This window comes from Nonomuraea ceibae (assembly GCF_019396325.1).
In the GTDB taxonomy this organism is placed as follows: domain Bacteria; phylum Actinomycetota; class Actinomycetes; order Streptosporangiales; family Streptosporangiaceae; genus Nonomuraea; species Nonomuraea ceibae.
Genome location: NZ_JAHKRO010000174.1, coordinates 1 through 15,159, shown reverse-complemented (window position 1 = coordinate 15,159; position 15,159 = coordinate 1). Strand labels below are relative to the sequence as shown.

The 15,159-nt window shown below is 72.5% G+C and carries 18 protein-coding genes; 13 read left to right on the top strand and 5 right to left on the bottom strand.

The genetic code is table 11. The features are described 5' to 3' along the window. On the bottom strand, positions 1-394 hold a 394-nt coding region (locus KME80_RS47085; RefSeq protein ID WP_372455456.1), incomplete at its 3' end, for a dienelactone hydrolase family protein. 58 nt (positions 395-452) lie between these two features. Here KME80_RS47085 and KME80_RS47080 point away from each other — a divergent pair. After that, the gene (locus KME80_RS47080) at positions 453-1,646 is read left to right on the top strand and encodes an FUSC family protein (protein ID WP_219518577.1); all 1,194 of its coding nucleotides are present in this window, start codon (positions 453-455) and stop codon (positions 1,644-1,646) included. Position 1,647: 1 nt separating this feature from the next. Here KME80_RS47080 and KME80_RS47075 read toward each other — a convergent pair whose 3' ends face one another. From KME80_RS47075 to KME80_RS47065, 3 genes are all read right to left on the bottom strand, one after another. Further along, entirely contained in the window at positions 1,648-2,019 is a 372-nt protein-coding gene (locus KME80_RS47075; RefSeq protein ID WP_219518574.1) for a hypothetical protein, read from the bottom strand. An 84-nt stretch (positions 2,020-2,103) separates the two neighbouring features. Beyond that, positions 2,104-5,541 (bottom strand): tetratricopeptide repeat protein, encoded by a 3,438-nt coding sequence (locus KME80_RS47070; protein ID WP_219518570.1) that lies wholly within the window; start codon positions 5,539-5,541, stop codon positions 2,104-2,106. An 87-nt stretch (positions 5,542-5,628) separates the two neighbouring features. Continuing rightward, positions 5,629-6,321, bottom strand: coding sequence for a response regulator transcription factor (locus KME80_RS47065; protein WP_219518567.1), 693 nt, complete (start codon positions 6,319-6,321; stop codon positions 5,629-5,631). Between the two features lie 174 nt (positions 6,322-6,495). Between KME80_RS47065 and KME80_RS47060 the strand changes: the two genes are divergently transcribed. The 12 genes from KME80_RS47060 (at position 6,496) to KME80_RS47010 (ending at position 14,530) form a co-directional block, all read left to right on the top strand. Then, a complete protein-coding gene (locus KME80_RS47060) occupies positions 6,496-6,747 on the top strand; it encodes a MoaD/ThiS family protein (protein WP_219518564.1) in 252 nt (83 codons plus the stop codon). A 64-nt stretch (positions 6,748-6,811) separates the two neighbouring features. Beyond that, positions 6,812-7,477 carry an LmeA family phospholipid-binding protein gene (locus KME80_RS47055; RefSeq protein ID WP_219518561.1) on the top strand — a complete coding sequence of 222 codons (666 nt, stop codon included), beginning with the start codon at positions 6,812-6,814 and terminating at the stop codon, positions 7,475-7,477. A 49-nt stretch (positions 7,478-7,526) separates the two neighbouring features. Next, on the top strand, positions 7,527-8,039 hold the full coding sequence (locus tag KME80_RS47050; RefSeq protein ID WP_219518558.1) for a sigma-70 family RNA polymerase sigma factor: 513 nt from the start codon (positions 7,527-7,529) through the stop codon (positions 8,037-8,039). After that, positions 8,039-8,899 carry an anti-sigma factor family protein gene (locus KME80_RS47045; RefSeq protein ID WP_246646933.1) on the top strand — a complete coding sequence of 287 codons (861 nt, stop codon included), beginning with the start codon at positions 8,039-8,041 and terminating at the stop codon, positions 8,897-8,899. The genes KME80_RS47050 and KME80_RS47045 overlap by 1 nt, the downstream gene beginning before the upstream one ends. Before the next feature lie 34 nt (positions 8,900-8,933). Next, positions 8,934-9,266 carry a TlpA family protein disulfide reductase gene (locus KME80_RS47040; RefSeq protein WP_246646931.1) on the top strand — a complete coding sequence of 111 codons (333 nt, stop codon included), beginning with the start codon at positions 8,934-8,936 and terminating at the stop codon, positions 9,264-9,266. 3 nt (positions 9,267-9,269) lie between these two features. Continuing rightward, the gene (locus KME80_RS53500) at positions 9,270-9,383 is read left to right on the top strand and encodes a putative leader peptide (RefSeq protein ID WP_357584367.1); all 114 of its coding nucleotides are present in this window, start codon (positions 9,270-9,272) and stop codon (positions 9,381-9,383) included. A gap of 225 nt (positions 9,384-9,608) precedes the next feature. After that, positions 9,609-10,448, top strand: coding sequence for a sulfurtransferase (locus KME80_RS47035; protein ID WP_219518553.1), 840 nt, complete (start codon positions 9,609-9,611; stop codon positions 10,446-10,448). Further along, complete coding sequence (locus KME80_RS47030) at positions 10,448-10,750, top strand: DUF1416 domain-containing protein (protein ID WP_219518549.1); 303 nt, start codon at positions 10,448-10,450, stop codon at positions 10,748-10,750. Before KME80_RS47035 ends, KME80_RS47030 begins: the two co-directional genes overlap by 1 nt. Before the next feature lie 88 nt (positions 10,751-10,838). Then, complete coding sequence (locus KME80_RS47025) at positions 10,839-11,399, top strand: RNA polymerase sigma factor (RefSeq protein ID WP_308126233.1); 561 nt, start codon at positions 10,839-10,841, stop codon at positions 11,397-11,399. Further along, positions 11,396-12,142: a methylated-DNA--[protein]-cysteine S-methyltransferase gene (locus tag KME80_RS47020; protein WP_219518547.1), complete on the top strand. Its 747-nt coding sequence runs from the start codon at positions 11,396-11,398 to the stop codon at positions 12,140-12,142. Before KME80_RS47025 ends, KME80_RS47020 begins: the two co-directional genes overlap by 4 nt. A gap of 75 nt (positions 12,143-12,217) precedes the next feature. Then, complete coding sequence (locus KME80_RS47015; RefSeq protein ID WP_219518545.1) at positions 12,218-13,153, top strand: ADP-ribosylglycohydrolase family protein; 936 nt, start codon at positions 12,218-12,220, stop codon at positions 13,151-13,153. Positions 13,154-13,270: 117 nt separating this feature from the next. After that, complete coding sequence (locus KME80_RS47010) at positions 13,271-14,530, top strand: hypothetical protein (protein ID WP_219518541.1); 1,260 nt, start codon at positions 13,271-13,273, stop codon at positions 14,528-14,530. Here the strand turns inward: KME80_RS47010 and KME80_RS47005 are convergent. Beyond that, the coding region (locus KME80_RS47005) for a hypothetical protein (RefSeq protein ID WP_219518539.1) at positions 14,520-15,159 on the bottom strand (640 nt) is incomplete at its 5' end. The genes KME80_RS47010 and KME80_RS47005 overlap by 11 nt on opposite strands.

Genomic DNA, 15,159 nt, shown 5'->3' with positions numbered 1-15,159 from the left:
GCGCCCGGGGGGGGGGGGGACGGCCGCCGCGGGAGACGACGGCGGCGACGATGTTGTCCGGTTCGGCGGCCGCCCACAGGGCGGCCCCGGCGCCGGTGCTGGCCCCGAAGTAGCCGACCGGCAGCCCGGTCGCGCCCGGGTCCTCGCGCACCAGGGCGGTCGCCGCGAGCAGCCGCCCGGCCAGCAGCTCGATGTCGAACACGTTGCCCCGGTCGGCCTCCTCCTCCGGCGTGAGCAGGTCGAACAGCAGCGTGCCCAGCCCCGCCTCGTTGAGCGCGTCCGCGACGAAGCGGTTGCGCGGGCTCAGGCTGCTGCTGCCGCTGCCGTGCGCGAACACCACCACGCCGAGGGCGTGTTCGGGCACCACGAGCTGCCCCGATATTTCGACATCCACCTGTGACACCTCCAGTCACCAGGCTCCTACCCACTGTGATGCTGGGTAGGACCCGGGTGTGGAGGAGGAATCGCGCAGACGGGGCAGGAGCCTGCCGCCGCTGGAGCGCATCTCCCGGCACGGCAGGATCGTGCTGGAGCAGGCGCGGCGGCTGGGGCTCGGCGACTGGCTGCGCACCGAGCGGGAGTCCCTGGCCCAGACGGTCAAGGTGACGGTCGCCTGCATGGTGGCCTGGTGGCTGGCGGCCGTGGTGATGAAGACGCCGATGCCGGTGCTGGCCCCGATCGGCGTCCTCGCCACGGTGTCCGTGACCGCCTACAGCACGGTCGTGCGGGGGGCCCAGCAGATCGGCGCGGTCGTGGTGGGGGTGACGGCGGCGATCGCGCTGATCATGTTCATCGGCGCGAACGCGGTCACGCTGGGCCTGCTGGTGGCCGCCGGGCTGGTGCTGACCCGGCTGCTCAACCTGCCCAACCAGAACGTGCAGATCCCGATCACCGCGCTGCTCGTGTTCGCGCTGGGCAGCACCTACAGCATGTACCGGCTGGCCGACCTGCTGCTCGGCGTCGGCGTCGGGATCGGCGCCAACCTGCTCGTGCTGCCGCCGCGCTACATCGAGGAGGCGCAGAAGGACCTGGCCGCGCGCTCGGCCGATCTGGCGGAGCTGGCCCGCGACATCGCCGAGGGCCTGTACGGCCGGTGGGGGGAGAACGAGTCGCGCGAGTGGCTGGACCGTTCCCGGGAGCTGGCCCGCGACCTCGACGACAGCGAGGAGGTCGCCGAGCAGGCCGTCGAGTCCGTACGGCTGAGCGTGCGGCCCCGCCGCTACGAGGAGCGGCTGGACCAGGTCGCCGAGGCCATGACCGCCCTGGACCACGCCTGCCAGCAGTTGCGCGGCATCGCCAGGGCGCTCAACGACCTGGTCGTGGGCGCGCGCGGGCTGCCGGACGTGGACGCGGCGCTGCTGCCGGTGGCGCTGGGCGACGAGCTGGAGGCCATCTCGCGCGCCTTCTCCGCGTTCGGCGGCCTTCAGGTCGGCTGCGGCACCGAGGAGGACCTCGCCGCCCTGCGCCAGGCGTTGCGCGACGGCGAGCAGGAGGACCGCGCCGTCGCCGACACCTTCAAGGACACCGAGCACGTCGGCCTGTGGTCGCTGTACGGGGCGATGCTCGACGCCTGCCGCGGGATCAGGCACGAGCTCGACCCCGACCACGGGCCGCACCGGGCCGCGTTCCCGCCGGACTGCAAGTGACTCAGGCGAGCAGCAGCGCGGTCACGAACTGCAGCACGTGCCAGGCCACGTAGGCGGCGAGCGAGCCGAACGCCCACTCCTTGGCCCGGGAGATCCGCCCCGCCCAGCGCAGCGCCGCGACGGGCTCGCGCCCGCGCCGCCGCCCGGCCCTGGCCACGAAGAACGCGGCCACCAGCCAGCCGGCCGCCGAGAAGGCGAGCAGGCCGGCGGAGAGTGCGAGCAGCGGCGCGGAGGCGGGCGGCGCGGCCCCGGGGACGAGCTGGCGCCCCCAGGCCATCGACACCATGGCGAGCACGGTCAGCGTGATCCGCCTGTCCTTGCGCGCCTGTCGCCTGAGCCACTGAAGGTCTTGACGCAGATGGTTCTTGAGCATCCGGATCACCTCCGCTTGGAGTAGCTGGTGAGACCAGCTAACGGGGGAACCCGGGCCAAGATCTGCGACCTAAGGCCCAAAAAATCACGACATTTCGCGGAGTTCTGCGGCGGCCTTCCGCGCCTCGAACACGTCACCCACCTCCTCCAGCGTCCGCACCGCCTCGCCCAGCAGCTCCGCCGCCGCCACCGCGTCACCCTGCCGCCGCGCGATCAGCCCCAGCGCCCGCAGCGCGCACCCCAGGTCACGCCGCGTCCCGCAGCCCCGGTGCACGTCCCTCGCCTGCTCGGCGTACGCCCGCGCCTCCTCCGGCCGGTCCAGGTCGAGCAGGATCATCGCCAGCGTGGTGAGCGCCGCCGCCCACCGGTCCCGCGTGCCCGTCTCGTGCTGCAGCTCCACCGTCCGCGCCGCGTACTCCAGCGCCGCCGCTGGCCGGCCCGCCGTGTGCAGCGCCTGCGCCACCGACAGCAGCGCGCTGGCCCGGTCGTCGCGGACCTCCTCCCGGATCGCCAGCGACGCCAGCGCCGCCCGCAGCGCGTCCCGGTGCCGGTCCAGCGACAGGTACGTGTACGCCAGCGTCTCCTGCACGTCCGCCTCGGCCCGCCGGTTGCCCAGCCCCTGCACGATGTCCAGCGCCTCCAGCGCGTACACGAACCCCACCTGCGGCTGCCCCTGCCGCCGCCGCACCCGCGCCAGCCGGTTCAGCATCCGCGCCTCGGCCGGCAGGTCGCTGATCACCCGGCTGATCGCCAGCGCCTGGCTCAGGTAGTCGTCGGCGCGCAGGTAGTCGGCGAGCCGCCAGTGCACCAGCCCGATGTCCCCCAGCGTCTCGGCCCGGCCCTGCTCGTGGTGCAGCTCCACCTGTACGGCCAGCGCCTGCTCGTACCGGTCGAGCGCCTCGTCGTAGCGGGAGCCGTTGCGCGCGATGCGGCCCAGTGTGCACAGCGCCCGGCCGTAGCCGTGCTGGTCGCCCGTGGCCGTGTAGCCGGCCAGCGCCCGCTCCGCGTCACGCTGGGCGTCCTGCGGCAGCCGCAGCGCGTCGTACACATCGGCCAGGCAGAGCAGCGTCTCCGCCTCGGCGTGCTCGTCGCCCAGCTCATGGCAGACGGACAGCGCCTCCAGCCCCTCCGACAGCGCGGCGTTCGGCTCGCCGAGGCTCTGCTGCACCCGGGCAAGGATGATCAGGCTCTGCGCGGTGCCCCGGCGGTCGCCCAGCTCCTCGCGCACCTCCAGCGCCTGCCCGGCGTGGTCCAGGGCCAGCTCGTGCCGGTTCTGCGACAGGTGCAGCCGCGACAGCGTGTGCAGGCTGTCGGCCACCCCGGTCAGGTCGCCGATCTCCCGGTAGAGCTCCAGCGCCTCGCCCGCGCACTTCAGCGCCTCCTCGCCGTTGCCCGCGATGCCGTGCACCTCGGCCAGGTCGTTCAGCGCCCTGGCCCGGCCCTCCCGGTCGCCGAGCAGGTCGAAGTCGGCCAGCGCCTCGCCGATGTAGCGGGCGGCGCGCGTGGAGGGCCCGATGGCGCGGTGGATCGAGCCCAGATGGCTGCGCATGACCGCGATCGCCCGGCGGTTGCCCACCTGCCGCGCGCAGTCGAGCCCGGCCTGCTGGATCTCCAGGTTGTTCTCGTAGTAGCGCAATCGCCTGAACGGCTCGAACACCGCCTCGGCCAGCCGCCAGGCGATGCCGTGCGCGCCGGTCTCCTCCGCCAGCCGCGTCACCGAGACCAGCGCCCGGCGCTCGGCCTCGAACCACTCGCCCGGCGTCGCCGGATCGGCCGCCTTGGCCAGGTAGTGGTCCAGCAGCCGCACCCTCGCCTCGCGCACGCCCGCCTCGGCGTGCCTGCCCAGCTCCCTGGCCAGCCCCTTGACCAGGTCGTGCACCCGGTAGCGGGCCCCGGGCAGCGGCTCGACCAGATACGCCCGGTGCAGCCCCGCCAGCGCCGTCACCGCCTCGCTCACCGGCACGCCGAGCGTCGCGGCCAGCACCTCAGGCGTGAACGCCCCGCCCGGCAGCAGCCCGACGTGCCGGAAGGCCCGCCGCTGCGCCGGATCCAGCGACTCGTACGCCAGGTCGAGCGCCGAGCGGAACGCCTCCTCCGGGTCGCCCGAGAACGTCGGCCGCAGGTCGGGCCGGCGCAGCTCGCGCACCCGGGAGGCGACGCTGAGCTCCGGGTTCTCGGCCAGCTTGGCGGCGGAGATGCGCAGCGCGAACGGGTGGTAGGAGCACACGCGGGCCAGCTCGGCCAGCCCGTCGCGGTCGGCGGCGCGCGGCGACTCCTCGCCCAGCACCGCCACCAGCAGCGCCACCGCGTTGCCCGGGTCGAGCACGGGCACGTCCATCAGGTCGGCGTGCCCGGTGGCGCGCAGCGGCCCCATCCTGGTCCTGCTGGTCACCAGCACCACGCAGTCCTTGCTGCCCGGCAGCAGCGCGCGCACCTGGGCCGGGTCGGCGGCGTTGTCCAGGATGAGCAGCAGCCGGCGCCCGGCCAGCCTGCTGCGGTAGAGCAGCATCAGCTCGGCCTCGTCGGAGGCGGGCATGTGCTCGCCGACGCCGAGCGAGCGCAGGATCTGGCCCAGCGCCTCGGCCGGGTTCATCGGCGGCTGGCTGGGCGACTGGCCGCGCAGGTCGATGACGATCTGCCCGTCGGGGAACCGGCCGGCGTGCAGGTGGGCCCAGTGCGTGACCAGCGCGGTCTTGCCGACGCCGGGCAGCCCCTGGACCACCAGCGTGTTCGTCCGGCGGGGCCGCTCCAGCCAGGAGGTGAGCAGGTCGAGGCTCTGCTGGCGGCCGGTGAAGTCGGGCACGTCGGCGGGGAGCTGCGCCGGCCGGGGCACCTCGCCGGCGACGAGCGGCGCGTCCGGCTTGGCCAGGAACGGCGTCACCCGGCCCGTCCACGGCTCGGCCAGGTGCTCCCAGCTCCCGGCGGCGGCCCGCAGCGCGACCGGGTCGGCGATCACCAGCTTCCGGTAGCCGGGCCGCACCAGCCAGCCGCGCCGCGCCCAGTCGGCGAGCTGCCGCTGCACCACGTCGGCGGAGCTGCCGACCAGGTCGGCCAGCGTCTCCATGGACAGCGGCGGCGCCGCCTCGGAGGCCAGCCCGTAACGCTCGTCGAGCTGTAAGAGCCACACGGCCAGCCGGGCGGCGACGGGCGCCCGCGCCAGCGCCTCGTGCCGGCGGGCGGCCACGTTGCGCGCGAACAGCTCCTGCACCAGCGCCGTCGCCGCCGCGCTGCTGGCCGCCACGTGCTCGCGCAGCCGCCGCAGGTCGATCGGCCAGGCCCGCACCTCGGTCAGCGCGTCGATCCTGACCCGCTCGCCGGGACTCCAGAACGCCAGCTCGCCCACGAGGTCACCGGCGGAGCGCAGGTCGTGGATGACCTCGCGGTCGCCGCCCGGCAGGTATTCGCGGGCGAAGCCGTAGTCGATCAGGTGCACCCGGCTGGCCGGGCGCAGCGGCGAGCAGATGTGCTCGTTGCGCCGGTAGATCCGGGCCTTCTCGTCGGCCAGCGACCGGAAAGGGCTCACCGCCACCACCATTCCCCGGGACGGCGGCGTCCACGACTCGACACTTGTCAGATCAGTTGAACTCCGATCAAGGCAAGTGTCAACGGTTCATACGTGCGCGGAATCGGCCCGATCGGGAACGAAGCGGTAACCCACGTTGCGCACGGTGCCGATCAGCGACTCGTACTCGGTGCCGAGCTTGGCCCGCAGCCGCCGCACGTGCACGTCGACCGTGCGGGTGCCGCCGAAGTAGTCGTAGCCCCAGACCTCCTGGAGGAGCTGCGCCCTGGTGAACACCCGGCCGGGGTGCTGCGCCAGGTATTTGAGCAGCTCGAACTCCTTGAACGTGAGGTCGAGCACCCGGCCGCGCAGCCGGGCCGTGTAGGTGGCCTCGTCGATCGACAGGTCGCCGCTGCGGATCTCGTCGGGCACCTCCTCGGCCGACCCCTGCGACATGCGGCCCACGGCCATCCGCAGCCGCGCCTCCACCTCGGCCGGCCCGGCGCTGTCGAGCAGCACGTCGTCCACGCCCCACTCGGCGGTCATCGCGGCCAGCCCGCCCTCGGTGACGATCACCAGCAGCGGGCAGTCGATCCCGGTGGTGCGGATCAGCCGGCACAGGCTCTTGGCCTGCACGAGCTCCTTGCGGGCGTCGACGAGCACGGCGTCGGACGGCGGGGCGTCGATGAGCGCGGACGCCTCGGCGGGCGCGACGCGGACCGAGTGGAGCAGCAACCCGAGCGCCGGCAGCACCTCGGACGACGGTTCGAGGGCGTTGGTCAGCAGGAGCAGGTTGCTCATCTCGGCCTCCTAAACGCGCAGGGACCCGGGGGCTACGTCGCCCAGGTCCCGTAGGCGAGGATATCCCACGGCTTTGTCGCGGACATTGCGCGTCCAGGGGGTGAACAACGGCTCTCATGAAACATCCGTGTTAACGAACGTGCACAATGGTGGAGAATCTACGGTGAGGTACTGATGGCCTTGGGAAAAGTGCGTTATTGGGCGGCGGCGAAGCAGGCGGCCGGGGTGGCGGAAGAAACGTTCGAGGCCGCCACGCTTGGCGAACTCATGACGAAAATCACAGAAAACCGCGCCGAACTCGCTCGGATCGTGAGCAGGTCGTCATTCTTGATCGATGGTTCTCCCGTCGGTAAGAGGCCGCATGACGAGGTGCCTCTCGGCGACGGCGTGACCGTCGAGGTGTTGCCGCCGTTCGCCGGTGGGTGATGGCGCGTTTTGGCGGGGAATCAGTCGATAAGCTCATGACCCCCCGCGTGAGACAGGGAGCCCGATGCGCAAGCTGCTCGTTTTCCTGATGCTGCTGATCGTCCTCCTGGTCGTCCTCGACCGGGTCGCGGTCGCGGGCGTGCAGCGCGACCTGGCCAACCGCATCGCCGCCGCCACCGACGTCACCGGCACCCCCGAGGTCACCATCGAGGGCATCCCCTTCCTCACCCAGGCGATCTCGGGCCACTACCCGGAGGTGCGCTTCGACCTCGGCACGCTCAGCTACGGCGGCGTGCCGATCGAGAACCTCAAGGGCGCCGCCTACGACGTGACCGCCCCGCTGACCGACGTCATCCAGAACCGGGCCGACATCCGGGCCGGGCGCCTGGCCGTCACCGGCACCGTGTCCAGCGCCACGATCGACCGCTTCGCCCCGCAGGGCGTCAAGGTCAGCGGCAAGGGCGACAGGTTCGTCGCCTCCGGCGAGCTGATGGTGGGGGCGCAGAAGGTGAAGTTCACCGCCGAGATGCGGGCCGAGCTCGCCGACGGCGGCATCCGGCTCCAGGCCGAGAAGATCGAGGGCGTGCCCGACCAGCTCGCCCGGCTGGTCAACTACACGGTCCCGTTCAAGGGCAAGCTGCCCTTCGACGTCAAGGTCACCGAGGTGAAGAGCGTGGCCGGCGGGCTGCAGATCTCCGCCGAGGGGACCGACGTGCCGCTGCGTGGATGATTCCGTGGACGACGCTGAACCGGTCCGGCGCCCCGTACGTGAAGAGGGTGTGAGTCCAGCTGGCACCGCCGACGAGGAGCTTGTGAGAAGCCTGTTCGACGAGCACGCAGGGCCACTGTACGGATACGTGCTGCGGCTGACGGGCGATTCGGGACGGGCGGAGGACGTGGTGCAGGAGACGCTGCTGCGGGCATGGCGGCATCCTGACGCGCTCGCCGACCGGCCGATCAGGGCCTGGCTGTTCACCGTGGCCCGCAACCTCGTCGTCGACCAGCACCGGGCCCGCAAGGCGCGCCCGCCGGAGATCGGCGACGAGGCGCTGGCGGTGCTGCCGGCGGACGACGACCTGGAGCGCGCCGTCGAGTCGTGGGCCGTGGCCGAGGCGCTGGCCGAGCTGCGGCCCGAGCACAAGGACGTGCTGCTGGAGGTCTACTACCGGGGGAGATCGGTGAAGGAGGCGTCGGCGAAGCTCGGGATCCCGCCGGGCACCGTCAAGTCGCGCACCTATTACGCGCTGCGGGCGCTCAAGCTCGCCCTGGAGGAGCGGGGGCTGGCGCCGTGATGACGTGCGAGGAGGTGCGGCTGTCGCTCGGCGCGCACGCGCTGGGCGCGCTGGAGCCGGACGAGGCCGAGGAGATCGACACCCATCTGGCCACGTGCGAGGCGTGCGGGGCCGAGCTGCTGGACCTGGAGGGGGTCGCCGGCTTCCTGGGCAAGGTGTCGGAACGTGACGTGGAGCTGGTCGCCAGCCCGCCCCGGGCGGTGCTGGACCGGCTGCTCGACGACCGCGCCAGGCGTCACCGGCGCGGCAGGCGGCTGACCGTCGTCGCCGCGGCGGCCGCGGCGCTCGTCGTGGGCGGCACGGTGTGGGGCGTCACCCAGCAGGGCGGCGCCACGGAACAGGCCGCCTCGGCGCCCGCCGCGCAGTCGACGGTGAACCAGCCTCTGACGAGCGAGGAGGCGGCCGACCAGGCGATGCCGCTCCCGTCGACGGGCAGGCCCGAGCGCGCGATGCCGCTGCCGTCGTCCACCGAGCTCGACCAGGCGGAGCCGCTCCCGTCGTCCAGCGAGCGCGCGAAGGCGACCCCGTCGGCGCGCGAGTCCGAGGCGCCGTCGCTCTTCATGGAATCGGCGGAGGAGCGCGAGTTCGCCGGCGCGCGGCAGGGCCGCGACGTCACCGTGCGGGCGCAGCCCGCCGAGGACGGCGCCGAGCTCCACGTCGTGGTCACCGGCCTGCCGCCGGACGCGGAGGGCCGCATCGTGGTCCGCGGCCGTGACGGCGGGCGCGAAACCGCCGGGTCCTGGACCGGCTCCGCGCCGCAGTTCTCCGTGCGCACGCGCATCCCGCTGGATCAGATCGCCCGGCTCGACGTCGTCGGCATCAAGGGCGACCTGTACGTGAGCGCCGTGCCGAGGAATTGACCGGAGGCCCGCGCTGGTTGCACCGGACGTGCTGCTGAACGAGACCGAGCTGGGCGCGGCGCTGGGGGAGCGGGCGACGCTCGTCCAGTTCTCCACCGCGTTCTGCCAGCCGTGCCGGGCCACCCGCCGGGTGCTGAGCGACGTGAGCGCCCTGGTGCCCGGCGTCGCCCACGTGGAGATCGACGCCGAGTCGCGGCTGGACCTGGTGCGGCGGATCGGCGTGACGGCGACGCCGACGGTGCTCGTGCTCGATTCCGCGGGAAAAGTGGTGAAGAAGGCGGCCGGGCAGCCGCGCAAGGCCGACGTGCTGCACGCGCTGGCCAGCGCTTTGTCTCACGATCCATCTCATGACTCGGACGAGATGTGACAGATGGCGAGACGGCGATGTAATGTCGTCGCTGTGAACCCATCGACAGAGCTGCTGACGAAGCGGCGCGCGGTTGATTTCTGCCGCGTCGCCACCGCGCTCTGTCGCGCTGCCTGAGGACGGTCTACGCGCGTTCCAACCGCGCCCCCACCCGACCCTTCAGGAGCATCCCATTGATGCGTGCCGATCTGCCGTGCTCCGGCGTGGCGCCTGCCATCACCACCCCCACGAGGGGTGTCATCGGGATGCTCTCCTCACTGCAGCCTGGGGAATGCGCCTCGGCTGCGACAGAAATCCGCTGACCCGCCGTCTCCTGCCCGCCGCCAAACTGGAGGTTTCCCAATGAGCCGCTCCGCCGTCCTGGTGGACGCCGACTGGGTCGAGGCCAACCTCGACACCCCCGGTGTCGTTCTCGTCGAGGTCGACGAAGACACCAGCGCCTACGACAAGGGCCACATCCGTGGCGCCGTGAAGATCGACTGGAGGACCGACCTCCAGGACCCGGTCCGCCGCGACTTCGTGGACAAGACCGGCTTTGAAGCCCTGCTCTCCGAGCGCGGCATCGCCAACGACGACACCGTCATCCTCTACGGCGGCAACAACAACTGGTTCGCCGCCTACGCCTACTGGTACTTCAAGCTCTACGGCCACGACCAGGTCAAGCTGCTCGACGGCGGGCGCAAGAAGTGGGAGCTCGACTCCCGCGAGCTGGTCAAGGACGTTCCCCAGCGGGCGAAGACCGCCTACGTGGTGTCCAACCAGGACGACAGCATCCGCGCCTTCCGTGACGACGTCGTCGCCGCGATCGGCAAGCTCAACCTGGTCGACGTGCGCTCGCCCGACGAGTTCACCGGCAAGCTGCTCGCCCCCGCCCACCTGCCGCAGGAGCAGGCGCAGCGTGGCGGCCACGTGCCCACCGCGCGCAACATCCCGTGGTCCAAGGCGGCCAACGACGACGGCACCTTCAAGTCCGACGACGACCTGCGCGCCCTCTACGGCGCCGCCGGCGTCGACTTCGGCAAGGACACCATCGCCTACTGCCGCATCGGCGAGCGCTCCGCGCACACGTGGTTCGTGCTGCACGAGCTGCTCGGCCAGGCGAACGTGAAGAACTACGACGGTTCGTGGACCGAATACGGTTCGCTCGTGGGCGTTCCGATCGAGCTGGGGGAGGCCCGCTGATGAGCACTGCACAGGGTTGCGGAGCGCCGGAGCAGACCATCGCGCTGCCGGCCGGGATCGATCTGTCCAACCAGGCCGTCATCCAGGGCCGGGTGACCGGCGCCGGCACCGCCTACGCGCGGCTGCTCGACCACTCCGGCGAGTTCACCGGTGAGGTCGTCGTGTCCGACGAGGGCGTCTTCCGCTTCTTCGCGGCGCCCGGCGACTGGACCGTGCGCATCATCGCCGGCGGCGGCGTCACCCGTGACGTCCAGGTGGAAGCCCGGCTGGGCGAGGTCTCCGAGCTGGCCGTAGCGGTTTGACCCAGGTCACGCGAAGCCCGCGTCCCCTCCCCGGGGGCGCGGGCTTCGCGCGTGCAACCGAATCGCGCTCGCCGGTGTTCTACTGAACGTGAGCCAGACCGACTGCCTCGACCCGGTGCGCAAAGCACTGCTCGACGACCTCGACGAGGGCTTCGCCGAGCTCTACTCCGCGCACCGCTGCGTGGTCTTCACCACCGCGCTGCGGCTCAGCGGGGCCTGGAGTGACGCCGAGGACCTGACCGCCGAGGCGTTCCTGCGCGCGTACCGGGCGCTGACCGGCTACGACTCCGACCGCATCGCCGCGCTTCAGCCTCGCGCCTGGCTGCTGACGATCCTGATGAACCTCTGGCGCAACTGCGCCCGCACCCGTTCCCGCAAGCCGCCGCCCGACCTGCGCGACGAGCCCATCGAGACGCCCGACCCGCGCGAGGGCGTCGAGGAGAGCGCCGTCCGCCGCGAGACGGGCGACGAACTGCACGCCCTGCTGGGCCTCCTGCCGGCCGACCAGCGTGCCGCCGTCGTGCTCCGGCACGTCGTCGACCTGCCCGTCGCCGAGATCGCCACCGTGCTCAAGATCCCGCAGGGCACGGTCAAGTCGCACATTTCGCGCGGACTCAAGCGCCTGCGCGCCCTGGGAGGTGCCCGATGACCCACCACGCCACCGACCCGCTCCTCGCCCGGCTGGCCGGGCTCGGCGTCGACGCCCCCGCCGGGCTGCTCGACCGCGTCGCCGCCCGCTGGGTGCGCGTGCCCGGTCCCGTCGGCGACGTGACCGTCGCCTTCACCGACCAGGGCATCGCGTACGTGCGCGAGGACCACGACGGGTTCGCCGCGGCCTTCCATGACCGTTTCGCCCGGCCGCTGCTGCCTGCCGCCCGGCCGCCCGCCGGGCTCGTGACCGCCCTGCGCACCGGCCGCGCCGCGACGCTCGCCCTCGATCTGCGCGACCTGACCCCCTTCCAGCGCGACGTGGTGCAGGCCGCCCGGGCGATCCCCCGCGGCGAGGTCCGCCCGTACGCCTGGATCGCCGCCCGCATCGGCCGCCCCACCGCCGTCCGCGCCGTGGGCACGGCGCTGGCGGGCAACCCGGTGCCGCTGCTCGTCCCGTGCCACCGCGTCATCCGCTCCGACGGCGCGACCGGCGAGTACGTCTTCGGCGCCGCGGCCAAGGAACGCCTGCTCGCGGCCGAGGGCGTCGACCTCGGCCGGCTCCGCGCCCTGGCCGGCTCCCGCGTCTTCTACCTGGCCAGCGACACCACCGGCATCGTCTGCTTCCCGACCTGCCACAACGCCCGGCGCATCACCCCGGCGCACCGGCACGGCTTCCGCACCCTTCCCCAGGCCCGCGCCGCCGGCTACCGCCCCTGCCGCTCCTGCCGCCCGGCCGCCTGAGGCGGTAAAAGGGCATGGCCTCTCAAAAGGGGCAGTGTCTCCCAGGAGGGCAGGGGCGGGTCGTAGGCTGCCGGGATGGAGCGTACGGAACGGGTTGTCGGGGCGGTTGTCGGGTCGGCGGTGGGTGACGCGCTGGGGGCGCCGTTCGAGTTCGGCCCCGCGGGCGCGTTCAGCGCGCGCTTCCCGAAGGCGGGCGGCCAGGGGGAGATGTGCGGTGGCGGCGGCTGGGGCCCGGGCGAGGCGACCGACGACACGCAGATGGCCGTCCATCTGGGCGAGTCGCTGCTGGAGCGCGGCGGTCTGGACCTGCCGGACGTGTTCGCGCGCTTCCAGCGGTGGGCGGCGGCCGAGCCGAAGGACATCGGCCTGCAGACCGAGCAGGTGCTGACGAACGGCATGCCGTGGGACCTGGCGGCCGCGTTCCACTTCGAGAGCACCCGCCGCGCCGCCGGCAACGGGTCGCTGATGCGGGCGACCACGTCGGCGGTCTACTTCGCCCGCCAGGGCCGTGAGGCGAGCATGGACGCCGCCCGGCGCATCGCGGCGCTGACCCACGGCGACCCGGCGGCGTGGGCGGGCACGGCGATCTACCACGAGCTGCTGCGCGTGGCGCTGGACGGCGGCGACCCGCTCGCGGCGATCGGCGACGCGCTCGCGCACGTGCCGGCGGAGCACCGTGAGCGCTACGCGGTGGTGCTGGCGCCCGGCTGGCATCCGGACCAGGCGACGGAGTTCAACGGCGCGGTGTGGCCGTGCCTGGGGTCGGCGGTGTGGGCGGTGCGCACCACGTCGGGGTTCGAGGACGCGCTGCGGGCGGCCGTGGACGTGGGCGGCGACACCGACACGGTGGGCGCGGTGACGGGCGGCCTGGCGGGCGCGGTGTACGGGTCCGGCGCGATTCCGGCGGGCTGGACGGAGCCGCTGCACGTGCCGCTGCCGGGCGCGGGTGACCGGGTGCTGCGGCTGCCGGAGCTGGCTGACCTGGCCCGCCGGCTGGACGCGGGGGCCTGAGGCCGCATTCCGTAGTTGCTGCTGCGGCACTTGGGGCAGACCGCTACGATTCAGCAGATGTCCGGATCGTCAGGTGTGATGGCACCGCCCCGGCCTGGGCCCGAACCGGCTCAGCGAGTGCCGTCGCCGTTCTCGCTGCCCCTGCACGCGCTCAGGCTCGCAGGGCGGTGCGCGCTGCCTCTGATCCTGTGGTTCTCCGTCGGCGAGCTGCTGCGCTGGGGACTCCTCTACGCCGCCACCGAGGTCCAGCACGGCAGCTTCAGGCAGCCGCGGCTCATCCTCGCTTACGTGCTCCTGACCGTGATCATCCTCGTCTCGATGACGGTGATCACCGGCATGTTCCTGTCGCTGCGCCGTGCGCTCATGGAGACCCGGGCCAGACGGGCGGACGGGCAGCCGGACGAGCAGTTCTGGTACTCGCTGAACCGGGTCGCGCCCGCCTTCGCCGTCATCTACATGGCCTGGTCGCTGTTCTACGAGGACGCCGCCGACTTCCAGCAGATGGACCTGTTCCACAACCTGGACGACAACTTCTACACGCCCATACTCAACAACGTGGCCAACGGCACGAACGAGGAGGTCACGTACGGGCTCGGGCTGGTCAGCCTGGACTGGCGGGTCTCGCTCGCCGCGATGGTCGTGACGTTCGGGCTGCGGCTGCTGTTCGGCCGGATGGTCGAACGGGGCACCGGCCGCTACTCCGGCATCGCCGCCGCCTTCGCCGAGTTCTCCTTCGTGTTCTGCGCGCTGAACGCCCTCTACAACATCGCGCTGGCCCGCAGCGAATGGGCCGAGCACCGGGCCGTCGTCGACGGCACCAAGAGCTTCTGGGAGCAGGCCAAGCAGAGCGTGCCCGGCTGGGAGGCGTTCTGGAACTGGTTCGGCGAGGTCTGGCCGCACATCACCGAAGCGCTCGCCGTGCCGCTGACCTGGCTGGCCGTGGCCATCCTCGTGTTCGGCGGAAGCGTGGACGACACCCGCAGGGCGCTGCGCGGCACCAAGCTGGAGCGGGGCGTCGACCGGCTGGAGAAGTCGCACACCATCACCCAGTCGGCCGTGGACCGCGTCGCCGGCGGCTTCATCGAGCGCTGGGTGCCCGTGGTCAACGCCTTCCGCATCACCATCAAGGGCGGGGCCGCGCTGTTCGGGCTCATGTGCCTGCTCTACACCGGCATCCACGTGGGCGCCGACTACCTGGAACGGGCGGTGCGCACGCTCGTCGGGTCGGACGTGCCGTTCATGTGGCTCTACGCCGGTTACCCGGTGACGTTCGTCAAGGAGCTCCTGGTGACCGTGCTGACCTACAGCGTGCTGGCCGCGGCCTTCGACATCGCGGCCACCAGGGCACGGCTGCAGGGCGAGGACATCACCGCCTGAACACCAGCACGTCGTTGCGCGCGGCCTTCGCCTCGTCCTCGGGGCTGATCGCCATGAGCTTGTCCACCGGGGTGTCGGAGCGGTAGGTGATGTCCGGCGCGAGATGCAGCTCCACCTCCGCGGCCACCGCCTTCGGCACGACCGCGCCCGCCGTGTAGGAGTACGGGACGCCGACCTCGTGCTTGTCCGTGGGCAGGTCGTTCTCCACGATCTCCACCCGCCAGGTGCGCTCCCGCTTGTCCTCCAGCGTGAGCTCCGGCACGCCGGTGAGCACCGCGCCGGTCTCGTCGGCCGCCTTCCGCGTGACGACGATCTTGAGCCACTGCTTGTCGGGCGTGTTGTGCCTGCCGCCGGGCGGGGCCTCCATCGGCTCGATCGACGACTTCCACGTGACGTGCTCGAACGTCTTCTCCTGGCCCGCGGGCACCACGTGGACGGTCTCGCCCGGCTGGCCGCTCTTGTAGAACAGGTAGCGGTCGGCCGTCGGCAGGCCGATGCTCAGCGCCAGCGCCAGCACCGCGCCGACCCCCAGCAGCACCGTACGCGGGCGCTTGGGCGGCTGCGCCGCCGTCCGGGCGTCGTCGCCCGGCGGCTCGGCGTCGCCGGAGGCCGCCCCGGGCCGGGCCTGC

What these genes read in the sequence shown, in the direction of transcription:
- KME80_RS47075 (WP_219518574.1), bottom strand. Translation starts at nt 2,019, where the DNA reads ATGCTCAAGAACCATCTGCGTCAAGACCTTCAGTGGCTCAGGCGACAG.
- KME80_RS47065 (WP_219518567.1), bottom strand. Translation starts at nt 6,321, where the DNA reads ATGAGCAACCTGCTCCTGCTGACCAACGCCCTCGAACCGTCGTCCGAG.
- KME80_RS47060 (WP_219518564.1), top strand. Translation starts at nt 6,496, where the DNA reads ATGGCCTTGGGAAAAGTGCGTTATTGGGCGGCGGCGAAGCAGGCGGCC.
- KME80_RS47055 (WP_219518561.1), top strand. Translation starts at nt 6,812, where the DNA reads ATGCGCAAGCTGCTCGTTTTCCTGATGCTGCTGATCGTCCTCCTGGTC.
- KME80_RS47045 (WP_246646933.1), top strand. Translation starts at nt 8,039, where the DNA reads ATGACGTGCGAGGAGGTGCGGCTGTCGCTCGGCGCGCACGCGCTGGGC.
- KME80_RS53500 (WP_357584367.1), top strand. Translation starts at nt 9,270, where the DNA reads ATGGCGAGACGGCGATGTAATGTCGTCGCTGTGAACCCATCGACAGAG.
- KME80_RS47035 (WP_219518553.1), top strand. Translation starts at nt 9,609, where the DNA reads ATGAGCCGCTCCGCCGTCCTGGTGGACGCCGACTGGGTCGAGGCCAAC.
- KME80_RS47030 (WP_219518549.1), top strand. Translation starts at nt 10,448, where the DNA reads ATGAGCACTGCACAGGGTTGCGGAGCGCCGGAGCAGACCATCGCGCTG.
- KME80_RS47020 (WP_219518547.1), top strand. Translation starts at nt 11,396, where the DNA reads ATGACCCACCACGCCACCGACCCGCTCCTCGCCCGGCTGGCCGGGCTC.
- KME80_RS47015 (WP_219518545.1), top strand. Translation starts at nt 12,218, where the DNA reads ATGGAGCGTACGGAACGGGTTGTCGGGGCGGTTGTCGGGTCGGCGGTG.